Origin of the sequence: Salinisphaera hydrothermalis C41B8, assembly GCF_000732535.1 — a bacterium.
GTDB lineage: Bacteria > Pseudomonadota > Gammaproteobacteria > Nevskiales > Salinisphaeraceae > Salinisphaera > Salinisphaera hydrothermalis.
Window position 1 is genome coordinate 108,490 of the sequence record NZ_APNK01000009.1, and the last position, 14,704, is coordinate 123,193.

At 62.8% G+C, this 14,704-nt stretch carries 13 protein-coding genes; all 13 read left to right on the forward strand.

Going from position 1 to position 14,704, the window contains the following annotated elements:
• Nucleotides 1-129: 129 nt before the first annotated feature.
• Entirely contained in the window at nt 130-516 is a 387-nt protein-coding gene (locus tag C41B8_RS08405; RefSeq protein ID WP_084188720.1) for an ATP synthase subunit I, read from the forward strand.
• Nucleotides 506-1,366 (forward strand): F0F1 ATP synthase subunit A, encoded by an 861-nt coding sequence (atpB, locus tag C41B8_RS08410; protein WP_037336556.1) that lies wholly within the window; start codon nt 506-508, stop codon nt 1,364-1,366. The genes C41B8_RS08405 and atpB overlap by 11 nt, the downstream gene beginning before the upstream one ends.
• A 243-nt stretch (nt 1,367-1,609) precedes the next feature.
• Nucleotides 1,610-1,903: a F0F1 ATP synthase subunit C gene (gene atpE, locus C41B8_RS08415; RefSeq protein WP_037336558.1), complete on the forward strand. Its 294-nt coding sequence runs from the start codon at nt 1,610-1,612 to the stop codon at nt 1,901-1,903.
• A 14-nt stretch (nt 1,904-1,917) separates the two neighbouring features.
• Entirely contained in the window at nt 1,918-2,394 is a 477-nt protein-coding gene (locus tag C41B8_RS08420) for a F0F1 ATP synthase subunit B (protein WP_037336560.1), read from the forward strand.
• 2 nt (nt 2,395-2,396) lie between these two features.
• Complete coding sequence (locus tag C41B8_RS08425) at nt 2,397-2,939, forward strand: F0F1 ATP synthase subunit delta (RefSeq protein WP_037336561.1); 543 nt, start codon at nt 2,397-2,399, stop codon at nt 2,937-2,939.
• A gap of 54 nt (nt 2,940-2,993) precedes the next feature.
• Nucleotides 2,994-4,535: a F0F1 ATP synthase subunit alpha gene (gene atpA, locus C41B8_RS08430; protein ID WP_037336563.1), complete on the forward strand. Its 1,542-nt coding sequence runs from the start codon at nt 2,994-2,996 to the stop codon at nt 4,533-4,535.
• 38 nt (nt 4,536-4,573) lie between these two features.
• A complete protein-coding gene (atpG, locus tag C41B8_RS08435) occupies nt 4,574-5,434 on the forward strand; it encodes a F0F1 ATP synthase subunit gamma (protein WP_037336564.1) in 861 nt (286 codons plus the stop codon).
• Between the two features lie 75 nt (nt 5,435-5,509).
• Complete coding sequence (gene atpD / locus C41B8_RS08440; protein ID WP_037336566.1) at nt 5,510-6,907, forward strand: F0F1 ATP synthase subunit beta; 1,398 nt, start codon at nt 5,510-5,512, stop codon at nt 6,905-6,907.
• Nucleotides 6,908-6,983: 76 nt separating this feature from the next.
• Nucleotides 6,984-7,400 (forward strand): F0F1 ATP synthase subunit epsilon, encoded by a 417-nt coding sequence (locus tag C41B8_RS08445; protein ID WP_037336568.1) that lies wholly within the window; start codon nt 6,984-6,986, stop codon nt 7,398-7,400.
• 138 nt (nt 7,401-7,538) lie between these two features.
• Nucleotides 7,539-8,771: a hypothetical protein gene (locus C41B8_RS08450; protein WP_156962481.1), complete on the forward strand. Its 1,233-nt coding sequence runs from the start codon at nt 7,539-7,541 to the stop codon at nt 8,769-8,771.
• Between the two features lie 268 nt (nt 8,772-9,039).
• Nucleotides 9,040-10,812 carry an OpgD/OpgG family glucan biosynthesis protein gene (locus tag C41B8_RS08455; protein WP_051883285.1) on the forward strand — a complete coding sequence of 591 codons (1,773 nt, stop codon included), beginning with the start codon at nt 9,040-9,042 and terminating at the stop codon, nt 10,810-10,812.
• Nucleotides 10,809-13,283 (forward strand): glucans biosynthesis glucosyltransferase MdoH, encoded by a 2,475-nt coding sequence (mdoH, locus tag C41B8_RS08460; RefSeq protein WP_156962482.1) that lies wholly within the window; start codon nt 10,809-10,811, stop codon nt 13,281-13,283. The genes C41B8_RS08455 and mdoH overlap by 4 nt, the downstream gene beginning before the upstream one ends.
• Nucleotides 13,284-13,317: 34 nt before the next feature.
• Nucleotides 13,318-14,697 carry a bifunctional UDP-N-acetylglucosamine diphosphorylase/glucosamine-1-phosphate N-acetyltransferase GlmU gene (gene glmU / locus C41B8_RS08465; protein ID WP_353214942.1) on the forward strand — a complete coding sequence of 460 codons (1,380 nt, stop codon included), beginning with the start codon at nt 13,318-13,320 and terminating at the stop codon, nt 14,695-14,697.
• Nucleotides 14,698-14,704: the final 7 nt, after the last annotated feature.

A 14,704-nucleotide genomic window follows, 5' to 3' on the forward strand; every position in this document is an offset into this window, starting at 1 on the left:
GAGCTAACTCGCAAATTCTTCGGGGCGACCCGAAAACTTGTTGAAATCCGCGAGTGAAACAAGGTAGCCTCGCGGCTCGAACAAAGGGAACAACGCGTCCGGGAACGCAGCCTCAGCGAGCGACAATCGATGCGAAACGTAGTGACTCGATTGCTGCTCATGCAGTCGGTCGCCGCTGTATGTGTGGCGATCCTGGTAAGCGTGGTTTATGGGAGTGGTGCCGCTGTAGCCGCGATCTACGGTGGGCTTGTCGCATTGATCATGACGTTAATGCTGGCTTGGCGAATCGGCCAGGCTTCGCGCTCGGACCGGGCCATGCGGTGGCTCGTTCTAGGCGCGGCAGAACGCATGATCATGGTATGTATCGCGTTCGCGGTGGGAATTGGTGTGCTGGGCCTCGTGCCGGTGCCGATGTTGATCGGGTTCGGCGTATCAGAGCTGGCCTACTATCTGGCCGCCGGGCCGATGCGTCGATACATGCTCGAACTGATGGGAAGACGATACGATGGCCAATAGCGGCGGCGGTTCGGCCGAATACATCACGCATCATCTGACCGACTGGTGTGTCGGCTGCACGGCGGATCATCAGCCGTCCGGGCTGGTCGACTTCGGCGCGTTCACGATCGATTTGATCATCGTCGGGCTGATTTGCGCCGGGCTGGTGGCCCTGCTTGCGCTATTCATTCGCAAGCGGCTCACGGTCGAGGACCCGAGCGGCATTCAGATGGCGATGGAAGCCGGCGTGGAATACGTCAGCGACCAGGTAGGCCAGGTCTTCCACAAGCGCAACGATTTCGTGGGCGCGATGGCGTTGACGATCTTTCTGTGGGTGGCGGCCATGAACCTGGCCGACATCATTCCGGTCGACCTCGTGCCGAGCGTGCTCGGTGGTATCGGTCATCTGCTCGGCTTCGAGCATGTCTACTTCCGTATCGTGCCGACCGCCGCGCTGGATACGCCGTTCGCCATGGCGATCGTGGTGTTCGCGATCATGGTGTACTACCAGTTCCGTGCGAACGGCGCCAAGGGTTACGTCAAACGTTTCCTGACGCATCCGTACGGCAAATACGCGGCGCCGGCTAACATTCTCACGACCCTGATTGACGATCTGTCCAAGCCGGTGAGTCTCGCGCTTCGACTGTTCGGCAACATGTTCGCGGGCGAGCTGATCTTCGCGCTGCTGGCGATGCTGACGCTGTCGGCGCTATCGCCGCCGAGCGCGATGGTCGCGGTCTGGGCGCCGCTGCATTTCCTGGGCGGTTTCATCTGGAGCGTGTTCCATCTGCTGATCGTGTTCCTGCAAGCCTTCATCTTTGCCGTGCTGTCAATCGTCTATTTGGGGATGGCGCAGCAGACCGATCACTGACAGGGTCGGAGACTTCGGCGGTCAATCGCCTGGAAAAATTGATCCGCTCGCGGCAGATTCGTCGCGAGCGGCGAGTTACGCCGGTCGGGTCTGGATTCGACCCGGCGGTGGAAGGTGCCGCGGCCGATCACGGCGCCGGCTGGAGAAAGCGGGTCGCGAGATCCGAACATCGCTGGGGTGGGTCGGCCGGGAATCCGATCTCATCCGTCGTTAAGCTAAAAATGTCGACAAGGAGTAGCAATCGTGCATTCGGATCCACAACAAATTGCTGAGATCGTCGCCGCGACGGCCGTCGCCGTGGGTCTCATGCTGGCCGCCGCCGGTCTCGGCTCGGCCATCGGCTGGGGCCTGATCACCTCGAAGGCGCTGGAAGGCATCGCCCGTCAGCCGGAAATGCGTCCGCAGCTGATGGTCAACATGTTCATCTTCGCCGGCCTCATGGAATCCTTCCCGTTCATTCTGTTCGGTGTGGCCATGTGGTTCCTGTTCGCCAACCCGTTCGTGGGCACGCTGTCTAGCCTCGCCGGCGGCGGTTAAGGCCGGAGCGCGTCATGGTCGCTATAACCGGAACCCTGATCGTCCAGATCCTGGTCTTCCTGGCACTTGTCTTCTTTATCAAGAAGGTGCTTTGGGGCCCGGTGACGCAAACGATCGACGAGCGCCGCCAGAAGATCAGCGAAGGTCTGGCCGCGGCGGAACGTGGACGTCTGGAACTCGACGAGGCTGTCAAGGAAGCCGAGTCGCGTCTGTCGAAGGCTCAGGAAGAAGCCCGCGAGCTTCTGGCCACGGCCCAGCGCCAGGCTAACGAGACGCTCGACAAGGCTCGCAGCGATGCGCGTGCCGAGGGCGATCGCATCGTGGCCGCTGCGCGTGAAGAGGTCGACCAGGCCGTCGCGTCCGCCAAGGAAGAGTTGCGTCGTGAAGTCGGCGAGCTCGCCGTGACTGGCGCCGAGCGCATCTTGAAGCGCGAGATCGACGCCAAGGCGCACAACGACATCATCGACGACCTCGTGGCGGAGATTCGTTAGTCATGGCCGAGCGCTATACCCTGGCCCGGCCCTACGCCGAGGCGGTCTTCGAGCTGGCTCAGGCGTCCGGCAGCGACGGTTTGTCGCAGTGGTCGGACGCGCTAGCCGCGTTGTCGGCCATCGTGGCGAACGAGTCGGTCGCGGCGCTGATGAACAATCCGCGTGTCTCCGACGGGGTGTTGGCCGATGCCATCATCGAAACCGGAGCATCGGACTTCAGCGAGCAGGCGCGTAATTTCGTGCGTCTGCTGATCGACAACAATCGTCTGTCGTTGGCGCCGGAGATCGCGGAGTTGTTCGAGATCGAGCGTGCCGCGGCCGAGGATCGGCTCGACGTCGAGGTGACCTCGGCGGTCGAGTTGTCCGATGCCCAGCAGAAGGCATTGGGCGAAGCGCTCGAGAAGCGCTTCGATCGCAAGGTCGCGATGACGTTCGCGCAGGACGATTCGGTGATCGGCGGTGCCGTGATCCGGGCCGGCGATCTCGTGATCGATGGCTCGTTGACGGCCCAGCTCGCGCGGATGCGCCAGTCTCTCGCCCATTAAGGTCGACGCCGTCGCGTGGCGCACGCGGCGAGAAGGATAAAGAGGAAGACATCAATGCAACTCAATCCGGCGGAAATTTCGGATCTGATCAAAAAACGGATCGAGAACTTCGAGACCGTCACCGAATCGCGCAATGTCGGCACGCTGGTGAGCCTCGCCGATGGCATTGCCCGTATCCACGGGCTGGCCAACGCGATGCAGGGCGAGATGCTCGAATTCCCCGGCGGCACCTACGGGCTGGCGCTTAACCTCGAACGCGACTCGGTCGGCGCCGTGCTGATGGGCGAGTATCGCCACATCTCGGAAGGCTGCGAAGTCAAGACCACCGGCAAGGTGCTGGAAGTGCCGGTCGGCGAGGCGCTGCTTGGGCGCGTGGTGGATCCGCTGGGCACGCCGATCGACGGCAAGGGAGAGATCGATGCCCAGCAGACGGCGCCGATCGAAAAGGTGGCCCCGGGTGTTATCGCTCGCCAGTCGGTTGACCAGCCGGTGCAGACCGGTCTCAAGGCGATCGACGCCATGGTCCCGATCGGCCGCGGCCAGCGTGAGCTGATCATTGGCGACCGCCAGATCGGTAAGACCGCCATCGCGATCGACGCGATCATCAACCAGAAGGACACGGGCATTAAATGCATCTACGTGGCCATCGGGCAGAAGAACAGCTCGGTCGCCAACGTGGTGCGCAAGCTCGAAGAGCACGGCGCGATGGACCACACCATCGTGGTGTCCGCCAGCGCGGCGATGTCGCCGGCACTGCAGTACATGGCGCCGTACGCTGGCTGTGCGATGGGCGAATACTTCCGTGATCGCGGCGAAGACGCGCTGATCGTGTACGACGACTTGTCCAAGCAGGCCGTCGCCTATCGTCAGATTTCGCTGCTGCTGCGTCGTCCGCCGGGCCGTGAAGCCTACCCGGGCGACGTGTTCTATCTGCATTCCCGGTTGCTGGAGCGCGCCGCGCGCATCAACGCCGACTATGTCGAAGAGCTCACCAACGGTGAGGTCAAGGGCAAAACCGGTTCGCTGACGGCGCTGCCGATCATCGAGACCCAGGCCGGCGACGTGTCCGCGTTCGTGCCGACCAACGTGATCTCGATCACCGACGGCCAGATCTATCTGGATACCGATAAATTCAACTCGGGCGCCCGTCCGGCGGTCGACGCCGGTCTGTCGGTTTCTCGCGTGGGTGGCTCGGCCCAGACCAAGATCATCAAGAAGCTCGGTGGCGGTATTCGTCTGGCGCTGGCGCAGTACCGTGAACTGGCGGCGTTCGCACAGTTCGCCTCCGATCTGGACGACGCTACGCGCAAGCAGCTCGAGCACGGCGAGCGCGTGACCCAGCTGATGGTGCAGAACCAGTATTCGCCGCTGTCGGTGGCGCTCATGGCGTCGTCGCTGTTCGCGGCCGAGCAGGGCTATCTGGACGATGTCGACGCGGACAAGGTTCAGGACTTCGAAGCCGCGCTGCATCAGTACATGAGCTCGGAGCAGAAGGCGCTGGTCGACCAGATCAACGAAACGGGTGACTACTCGGACGAGATCAAGGACGGCCTGCATTCGGCGCTCAAGTCCTTCAAGGAATCGCACACGTGGTGAAACGCCGCGGCGTGATGCAGTTCAACGGAGTTCGCTAGATGGCCGGTGCCAAGGAAGTCAAGACCAAGATCAAGAGCGTTCAGAATACGCAAAAGATCACCAAGGCCATGGAAATGGTCGCGGCCTCCAAGATGCGCAAGGCCCAGGAGCGCGTGGAGGCAGCGCGTCCGTACGCTGCCAAGATCCGGCGTACGGTCGGGCATGTCGCCAAGGCCAACATCGGCGGCAAGCACGAGTTTCTGGTCGAGCGTGAAGCCAAGCGGGTCGGGATCATCGTGATCTCGACCGACCGCGGTCTTTGCGGCGGTCTGAACATCAACCTGTTCCGTCGCGTTCTGGGCGAGATCCGGAGCTGGAGCGAAGACAACGTCGATGTCGACCTGGTCGTGATCGGGCGCAAGGGGCTGAGCTTCTTCAAGCGGTTCGCGAAGGTTAAGGCCGACGTGGTCGATCTAGGGGATCAGCCGCATCTGCAGGATCTGATCGGTACCGTGAAGGTAATGCTCGACGATTATCGCGAGGGCAATCTGGATCGCGTGTTCGTCATGGGTAACGAGTTCGTCAACACCATGACGCAGCGTCCCTATCGCCAGCAGCTGCTGCCGGTCGAGGAAAGCGAGGACAACGAACTGTCCGACCGCTGGGATTACATCTACGAGCCGGAAGACAATGGGCTGGTGGACGACATTCTGGTGCGCTTCGTCGAATCGCAGGTCTATCAGGGCGCGGTCGAGAACGTGGCCTGTGAGATGGCCGCGCGGATGGTGGCAATGAAGTCGGCCTCGGACAACGCGGGCGACATCATCGACGACCTCCAGCTGGAGTACAACAAGCAGCGCCAAGCGGCGATCACGCAGGAGCTGTCGGAAATCGTGGCCGGCGCAGCGGCGGTCTCCTAGAGCCGGACGCGCCAGAGAATCGCAACGAAAGAACAAGATACGCGGCAGCGCCTGCTGCCCAGTCGAGGAAACGCTATGAGTCTTGGAAAAGTCGTACAGATCATCGGCCCGGTGGTGGACGTCGAGTTCGGCCACGAATCGCTGCCGAATATCTTCGATGCGCTCAAGCACAAAGAAACCGGCCTGGTTCTCGAGGTCGAGCAGCAGATCGGTGACGGCGTGGTGCGCTGCATCGCCATGGGCGTGACCGAGGGCCTGACCCGCGGCGGCGAGGTCGAAAACACCGGTCATCCGATTTCCGTCCCGGTCGGCCAGAAGACGCTCGGCCGCATCATGGATGTGCTGGGTAACCCGATCGACCAGAAGGGCGACATCGGGGCCGAGAGCACGGCGCCTATCCATCGGGACCCGCCGACGTTCGAGGAACAGGCGGGCGGCCAGGAGCTGCTGGAAACCGGTATCAAGGTCATCGACCTGCTCTGCCCGTTCGCCAAGGGCGGCAAGGTCGGCCTGTTCGGCGGCGCCGGCGTGGGCAAGACCGTCAACATGATGGAGCTCATCCGCAACATCGCCGCCGAGCATTCGGGTTACTCCGTGTTCGCCGGTGTGGGCGAGCGCACCCGTGAAGGCAACGACTTCTACTACGAGATGAAGGAGTCGGACGTTCTGGACAAGGTGGCGCTGGTCTACGGCCAGATGAACGAGCCGCCGGGCAACCGTCTGCGCGTCGCACTCACCGGCCTGACTATGGCCGAATTCTTCCGTGACGAAGGCCGCGACGTGCTGATGTTCATCGACAACATCTATCGTTACACGCTGGCCGGTACCGAGGTTTCGGCGCTGCTCGGGCGTATGCCCTCGGCGGTGGGCTATCAGCCGACGCTGGCCGAGGAAATGGGCCTCCTGCAGGAGCGCATCACCTCGACCAAGACCGGTTCGATCACCTCCGTGCAGGCCGTATACGTGCCGGCGGACGACCTGACCGACCCGTCCCCGGCGACGACGTTCGCGCATCTGGACGCCACCGTCGTGCTGGCGCGTTCGATCGCCGAGCGTGGTATCTATCCCGCGGTCGACCCGCTGGACTCGACCTCGCGTCAGCTCGATCCGAACATCATCGGCAACGAGCACTACAACTGCGCCCGTGGCGTCCAGCAGACGCTGCAGCGCTATCGTGAGCTCAAGGACATCATCGCGATTCTCGGCATGGACGAGTTGTCCGAAGACGACAAGCTGGCCGTGGCGCGGGCGCGCAAGATCGAACGCTTCCTGTCACAGCCGTTCTTCGTGGCCGAGGTATTCACTGGCGCGCCCGGCAAGTACGTGCCGCTGTCGGAGACCATCCGCGGCTTCCAGGGCATCGTCGACGGCGAGTACGATCACCTGCCCGAGCAGGCGTTCTACATGGTCGGCACGATCGACGAGGCGATCGCCAAGGGCGAAGAGATGGCCAAGAAAGAGAAGGCGGCCTGATCAAGGCGCCTGCGTCGCACGGCGGCCGCCCTGTGCGGCCGCCGCTTGTGAATCGTCATTGGCATAGGCAAGTGTTATGAAAATTCACGTCGATGTCGTCAGCGTGGAAGGCGAGATCTTCTCCGGCTCGGCCAGCATCGTTTTCGCGCCCGCCGAAATGGGCGAGATCGGCATTATGCCGCGCCATGCGCCGTTGCTGACACGGCTCAAACCCGGCAATCTGCGCATCCGCGACGAGAACGATAACGAAGAGCATGTGTTCGTTTCGGGCGGCCTGCTGGAAGTCCAGCCGCATCTCATCACCGTGATGGCCGATACCGCCGAGCGCGCCGAGGACATCGATGAGGCGGAGGCCGCCAAAGCCAAGGAGCGGGCTGAACAGGCCGTATCCGAAGCCGAGGACAAGATCGATCTGGAGCGCGCGCAGCTCGAACTGACCGAAGCCGCCGCACGGCTCGATATGGTCCGCCGCCTGCGGAGCCCTTCGCGTTAAGACGTGCGTCCGCGCTCGATTCGCTGCGCTTAAATCCGGTGAATCAGTCGGTTAGAACGGCCCGGTGTCTTGAGGAAGGCGCCGGGCCGTTCTATATTGTTGCGGCGCGTCAAAACCGCATTCCGCATCGTGCTCGTCATGAAACACTCGGCCGAACAGATCGCTCGCGCTTACGGCGCCGCTCTGGCGGTGGCCGCATGCTGCGTGCTGGGCAGCGCCCACGCGTCGGATCTCGATACGTTTTCGGTATTCGATTCACCTGACCTGAACCGTCAGATCCATGGCCGGCAGCATATGGTCGATCTATCGGCCGGCCCCATGCGCTTGGGTGACGCATCGGCTTTCTTCGGTGTCGACTCGCTCAGTGACGATGCCAATCACTACCTGACCAGCGGATTGCAGTGGAAAAGTGCTGATAGCGGTACGCCGCTGCTGACTGTCGGCGCGATGCATACCTCGGCTCGGGGGGCGAATATCGGCAGCCAGACGCTGATGCGGGCGGAGACGCAGCTGCAACTGGGTAACCGCTGGTATTTGCCGGATCTGACGTTCGAAGCCGATCAGTTGTCGAGCAGCGGCACTACGGGCTCGGTACTCAACGGCCGCGCGACCCACCTGGGCGTCGGGCGGCGTTTTGGCGCCAGCGAATATCGAATCGCTTATTTCCAGGCCGGTCGCGGTTATCAACCCTGGGGGAGCGCGCTGACGGCCGGCGACCGCGGCGTCGAAATGGCAACCGCCTATGATCTGGGCCGGCGCTGGCGGCTGTCGAACACCCTCATGATGCATGACGGGGATATTGCCACCGGAACCCGGTACGGCCTGGTCGATAAATGGAGCTTGAGCGGTATCCAGCGCCAGGCCGCGATCGGACAACCCTGGCGTTTCAGTGCCCAGATCGGCGACGCCGGCATTGTCGACCCGACCGGTGAGACGCCGCTGTCGCTGGAACTGGCCTCCCGAACGCGTCGCTGGCGAGACTGGCATATCGATTCTGCGCTGGGCTGGTATCAAGGTGACGTGACGGCGCCGGACGCCATGCCGGTGGATGGCGGACTATGGCAGGTGTCGGCGCGCCACGATCTCGACCTCGCCGGAGTGCGCACGAGCTTTCAGCCGAGCTTTTCGATCGGCGGCAGCCAGTACGGCGATCAGTTTCTGGGCAGTCGTACCGGGTTGGCCATGGGCTTTCCGGGCCTGCTCGATAACGTTGCCCTGAGCGTCGATTATCTATCCGCCGGCTGGGGGCCGATCGACCATCGTTCGGATATGCAGATGACGCTCCAGATCACCCAGAACGCGGGCACCGTCTTGCCGCAGCTCGACTCACTGGTTGGTCGGTTGCGGGGCCGCTGGTTCGGTCGGGACTGAGCCCCGGGAAGTCACGCCAGAGTGGAAAGCATGCCCGGCCTGCCGCGTCGGGCGACGCGATTCAGCACGGGTATCGGGTGTCGGGTTATTCTGGGGGCGCAGGTGATGGCTCCGGGGCAGGGCGAGCCCTATTCATTTTCCGGTCATCGAGTTTCGCGTGTCATATGCAGCTTATGGCCGAACTCGGCCCATGGTTCGGCGCCGCGGTTGGCCTTGCCGCTCTTTTGGGGGGAGCGGGCGTCGCGTTACAGCAAAGGATTTCGTCTTAATGCGCATTCTTTCGATCCAGACCCGACGTGCGATGGGCGGTATCGCGCGTTCGAGCGGTGTGATGCTGCTCGGTACCGGCCTTTTGTTCGCCGTCTATGCCAATGCGGCAGCGGCCGATACATCGAACGGCCATGCCGACAAAGCACAGTCGGGGGACCAAGCCAAGCCAGTCGACAAGTCGCAGAAAACTGGCAAGTCACAGAAAAATAGCCAGAGCGACGACTCTGGCGGCAACAAGTCAACCGGAAACAATAACGGCGGTAGCGCGAAAAAAGGCGACCAGAGCGCGGCTCCGGATCAAACGGAACTCTCCGGGCCGTTTTCCTACGACAAGCTGATCGATCAAGCCAAGGCGTTGGCGAAGAAGGACTACCAGGCGCCGGCCAAGGTGCCGCAGTTTCTGACCAAACTCAGCCCCGACCAGCTGTCTCAGATCAGCTTCAAGCGTGACGATGCGCTCTGGCACGATCAGAAGCTGCCGTTCCAGGTGATGTTCTACCATCCGGGTTCGTACTACGAGCACGCGGTGACGATCCATGTGATCAAGGACGGCAAGACCACGACGGTCCAGTTCGATAAGAACGACTTCAACTACCCGAACGATGACCTGAAGAAAAAGGTGCCCGACGATCTCGGTTATGCGGGTCTGAAATTGCTGCATACCCTGGGCGATCCGAAGAAGATGGACGAGGTGGTGTCGTTCCTCGGGGCCTCGTATTTTCGGGCGCTGGGTGCAGACGAACATTACGGCCTGTCGGCGCGCGGCCTGGCGATCAATACCGGCAACACCCAAAAGGGCGAGGAATTCCCCAATTTCACCCAGTTCTGGCTGGTCGATCCGGGCGACAAGTCCAAGGACATGACGCTTTATGCGCTGCTCGATTCGCCGAGCGTGACCGGGGCCTATAAGTTTGTCATCACCCCGGGACAGGCGACACACACCCATGTCGAGGAAACGTTGTTCACGCGCAAGGACATCGCCAAGCTCGGCATCGCGCCGCTGACCAGCATGTTCACCTGGGGCGAGAACAGCCTGGCGCGCATCAACGATTATCGCCCGGAGGCGCATGATTCGGACGGCATGCTGATCTCGTCGGCCAACGGCGAATGGCTATGGCGCCCGCTGGTCAATCCGCAAAAGCTGTGGATGAACCAGTTCGATGCCAATAACGTTCGTGGCTTCGGCTTGATGCAGCGGGATCGCAATTTCGATGACTATCAGGATCTGAATTACGAATACGAAAAACGCCCGAATGCCTGGGTGACGCCCGATGGCGACTGGGGCAAGGGTCATCTCGAACTGGTGGAGATCCCCTCCGACAGCGAGGTCAACGACAATATCTCACTGTACTGGGTGCCGCAGGAGCCGGTGAAGGCGGGTCAGCGTCTGCACTTCGCCTACGACATCAAGTGGTCCAGCGATCTGGCGGTACCGAAGTCGCTCGGCCATGCGATCGCCACGCGCGTCGGCATGGCTGCAGTCGCGCCCGGACAACAAAAAAACCAGGTGCGCGTGGTCATCGATTTCGTTGGGGGCGAGCTGTCCAAGCTGACCGACGCCAATTCGGTGCAGCCGAAAGTCAACGCGACGCGAGACGTCACCCTCAACAATATTCAAGCTGTGCGTAATCCGCATACCGGCGGCTGGCGGCTCTCTTTCCTCGTACCGACCAGCGCGCTCGACAAGCCGCTTGAGCTCAGGGCCTATCTGGCTGACGCCAACGGCGGCGGTCTGACCGAGACCTGGAGCTATCTGCTGGCGACGCCGTGAACAGTACGAACGAACCCTTGGATGCACCGCTCGGCCGGGTCGATGCCTATCTGGCCGGTCTGAATTTGGAGCCGGCGCGTCGGCGCGAGCTGCGCGAGCATGTCGCAGCGACCGCGCCGGCCACCCATGCCGAGGCACTGGAGCGGCTCTACGACGCCCTTGCCGAAGACGGTGACGGCCAGGGCGACGAGGCGGCGCTCGCCGCGCGTATCGAAGCCGCCTATCCACGCCTGGCCGATCGGCGGCATGCCGTGGGTGGGGGTGGCTACCGCGGCGCGTCCATGCCGCGGCTCAATCGCTGGTCGATGTCGCCGGCCAATATGGACCGGCGCCCGTGGCGATTTCTCGGCCGCATCATGCCGAGCGTGGAGCGTCGTCGGCGTTTGCCCAAGGCGGTGCCGAGTCGCCTGCGCAATATCGTGCGCCTGCGCCAGTTTTTCCTGTTCTTCCTGGTGGCGTTCCCGGCCGCCGGGGCGACGTTCTACATGCTCACGACCCTGCCGCATCAAGGCAAGTCGGCGTTGGAGATTGTCATTCTGGCGTTGGGCGCGTTGCTGTTCGCCTGGATTCTGGTCGGCTTCTGGACTGCGTTGGCCGGCTTCTTCGTCCTGTGGCGGGGCGACAAGTATCTGATTTCGGCCGATCAGTCAGCGCCGCCGGCGGAGGATCACGCGCGTACCGCGATCGTGATGCCGATCTACGAAGAGGACGTGCCGCGTACGTTCGCCGGACTCGCGGCGATCTATGAATCGCTGGAGGCCACGGGCCGCCTGGACGAGTTCGATTTCTTCGTGCTGAGCGACTCGGTCAAGCCCGATACGATTGCCGCAGAGGAACGGGTCTGGGCAGAAACCTGTCGGTCACTGGATGCCTTCGATCGGCTGTTCTATCGTCGCCGACGGGCACGGGTGAAGCGCAAAAGTGGCAATCTGGCCGATTTCTGCCGGCGTTGGGGCGGCCATTATCGCTACATGATCGTGCTCGATGCCGACTCGCTCATGGTCGGCTCCACGCTCACCGCTATGGTCGATCGGATGCAGGCCAATCCGAGCGCCGGTCTTATTCAGACGCCGCCGACCGCGGTCAACCGGTCGAGCTTTTTGTCGCGCGTGCAGCAGTTCGCCACGCGCGTGTATGGCCGCATGTTTGCCGCGGGCCTGCATTACTGGCATCTGGATAATGCGCATTACTGGGGGCACAACGCCATCATTCGTATTGCGCCGTTCATGGCGCACTGTGCTCTGCCGCGCCTGCCGGGACGCGGCGCGCTCTCCGGCGAGATTCTGTCGCACGACTTCGTCGAGGCCGCGCTCATGCGCCGTGCCGGTTGGGGCGTTTATATTGCCTACGATCTGCCGGGCAGCTACGAGGAAGTCCCGCCGACGCTGATTGACGAACTGGGCCGCGACCGGCGCTGGTGCCAGGGCAACATCCAACATCTGCGGCTGTTGTTTTCCGACAACCTCGCGCCGGCGCATCGCGCGTTGTTCGCCAACGGGGTGATGGCCTACACCTCGGCGGCGATCTGGTTTGTGTTTCTGGTGTTGTCCTCGACCGAGGCCATGCTGGAAGCGCTCAAGACGCCCGACTATTTCCCGTCGCCCGGCGCGTTGTTCCCCTCGTGGCCGGTATGGCAGCCGATCTGGGCCGTCAGTCTGTTCTGTGCCACGCTCGTGGTGTTGTTCCTGCCCAAGATTCTGGGCATGGCGATGATCATCGCGCGCGGCCAGCAGAAGGATTTCGGCGGCGTCGGCAATCTGATCGGCTCGACGCTGATCGAGATCGTGCTGACGTCCCTGCTGGCGCCGGTCCGCATGCTCTCGCATACGTTGTTCGTGTTCACTACGCTGATTGGAAAACAGGTGAAATGGAACAGCCAGCAGCGAGCCGACTCGCAGGTGCCGTGGCTGGCCGCCCTGCGTTTTCATTTGCCGGGCATGCTGCTCGCGGTGGCTTGGGGCGCGGCGCTCTATATTTATACGCCGGGCTTTTTCCCCTGGCTGTTGCCTATCCTGTTGCCCCTGTTCTGCGCGCCGGTGATTACGGTGATTACCTCGCGGGTGGATATCGGCGTGTGGATGCGTAATAACGGACTCGAACTGATTCCCGAGGAAGAGAATCCGCCGGCGGAGCTGCGCCGGGTCATCGAGATCGAGCGCGAAACCCGCGAAGCCGATTTTGCCGACATTGTCGTCGATCCCAGTCTGTCCGCCCTGCATATTGGACTTCAGGGCAGCCCGCGGCGGCTCGATCCGGGGGTTGCCAGCTATCGCGACGAACTGGCCCAGCGCGCCCTCAACGAAGGGCCGGATAGCCTGAGCGTGCGCGAGCAACGCGATCTGCTGGCCGACCCCCAACGGCTCGATTGGCTGCATCGCGCGCTGTGGACCGGTGACGCGCTGCCGGCCTGGGTGGCGGATCGCCTGCGCGGCGAATCCGCGCTTACGTCAGTCACCGCTTCGGCGGTATAGTCGCGCCAGCGAGCCGATTCCGGGGGATCACTACATCATGAGCCTGCATATCGTCATCCTGGCTGCCGGCCAGGGCAAACGCATGAATTCGGCCTTGCCGAAGGTATTGCAGCCCCTGGGCGATCGGCCCTTGCTCAAGCATGTGGTCGAGGCCGCGCAGACGCTGGACCCCGACCGCATCCACGTGGTTTACGGTCACGGCGGCGAGGCGGTCCAATCTGCCCTCGGCTATCTCGACGTGAACTGGGTCCATCAGGCCGAGCAGCTCGGCACCGGTCATGCCGTAGCCCAGGCCATGGACGCCATTCCCGACGATGCACGCGTGCTGGTGCTATACGGCGACGTGCCGTTAGTCCGGGCAGCTACGTTGTCGCATCTGGTGACCGCGGCCGGCGGCGACAAGCTGGCGCTTTTAACCGTGGTGCTCGATAACCCGGCCGGTTATGGTCGCGTGCTGCGCAACGACGACAATCGCGTGGTTGGCATCGTTGAAGACAAGGACGCCAACCGCGAGCAGCGCCACATCCAGGAAACCAATACCGGCTTGTTGTGCGCCCAGGCGCGGCATCTGCGCGACTGGCTGGCACGCCTGACCAATACCAATGCCCAGGGCGAGTATTATCTGACCGATTGCATCGCTTTGGCCGCCGTCGATGGCGTGCCCGTGGTCGCCGGTCAGGCCGGCACCGCTGCCGAAACGCAGGGCATCAACAACAAGCTGGACCTGTCTCGTGCCGAGCGTCTGTATCAGCGCCGTCAGGCCGAAACTCTGATGGCCCAGGGGTTGACCCTGCGCGACCCGGATCGCTTCGATCTGCGGGGGAGCCTGCGCGCCGGACGCGATACCACCATCGACGTCAACGTCGTGATCGAAGGTGAGGTCGTGCTCGGCGATGGCGTAACCATCGGCCCCAATTGCGTGCTACGGCACTGTACGATCGAAGATCACACCCAGATCGCCTCGCATACGGTGATCGAACATGCGACCGTTGGCGCCCGCTGTCAGATCGGGCCGTTCGCCCGACTGCGCCCGGATACACGCGTCGCCGATCGCGCCAAGATCGGCAATTTCGTGGAAACGAAAAAGACCGACGTGGGCGAAGGTAGCAAGATCAACCACCTGAGCTATGTTGGCGATACCCGCGTCGGCCGCGACGTGAATATCGGGGCCGGCGTGATCACCTGCAATTACGATGGGGCGAACAAGCATGTCACCCGCATCGGCGATGGCGCGTTCATCGGCTCCGATTGCCAGCTGGTGGCGCCGGTCACGGTCGAGCGCGGTGCGACCGTCGGCGCTGGCACAACGCTGACCCGCAATGCGCCGGCCGACAAGCTGACCGTCGGGCGGGCCCGCCAGACCACCATCGACGGCTGGCAACGACCCAAGAAACACACGCCCGGCCATCAATAGCCGGACA

Coding starts and splice junctions, on each gene's coding strand:
- C41B8_RS08405 (WP_084188720.1), top strand. CDS start 130: ATGCGAAACGTAGTGACTCGATTGCTGCTCATGCAGTCGGTCGCCGCT.
- atpB (WP_037336556.1), top strand. CDS start 506: ATGGCCAATAGCGGCGGCGGTTCGGCCGAATACATCACGCATCATCTG.
- C41B8_RS08420 (WP_037336560.1), top strand. CDS start 1,918: ATGGTCGCTATAACCGGAACCCTGATCGTCCAGATCCTGGTCTTCCTG.
- C41B8_RS08425 (WP_037336561.1), top strand. CDS start 2,397: ATGGCCGAGCGCTATACCCTGGCCCGGCCCTACGCCGAGGCGGTCTTC.
- atpA (WP_037336563.1), top strand. CDS start 2,994: ATGCAACTCAATCCGGCGGAAATTTCGGATCTGATCAAAAAACGGATC.
- atpG (WP_037336564.1), top strand. CDS start 4,574: ATGGCCGGTGCCAAGGAAGTCAAGACCAAGATCAAGAGCGTTCAGAAT.
- atpD (WP_037336566.1), top strand. CDS start 5,510: ATGAGTCTTGGAAAAGTCGTACAGATCATCGGCCCGGTGGTGGACGTC.
- C41B8_RS08445 (WP_037336568.1), top strand. CDS start 6,984: ATGAAAATTCACGTCGATGTCGTCAGCGTGGAAGGCGAGATCTTCTCC.
- C41B8_RS08450 (WP_156962481.1), top strand. CDS start 7,539: ATGAAACACTCGGCCGAACAGATCGCTCGCGCTTACGGCGCCGCTCTG.
- C41B8_RS08455 (WP_051883285.1), top strand. CDS start 9,040: ATGCGCATTCTTTCGATCCAGACCCGACGTGCGATGGGCGGTATCGCG.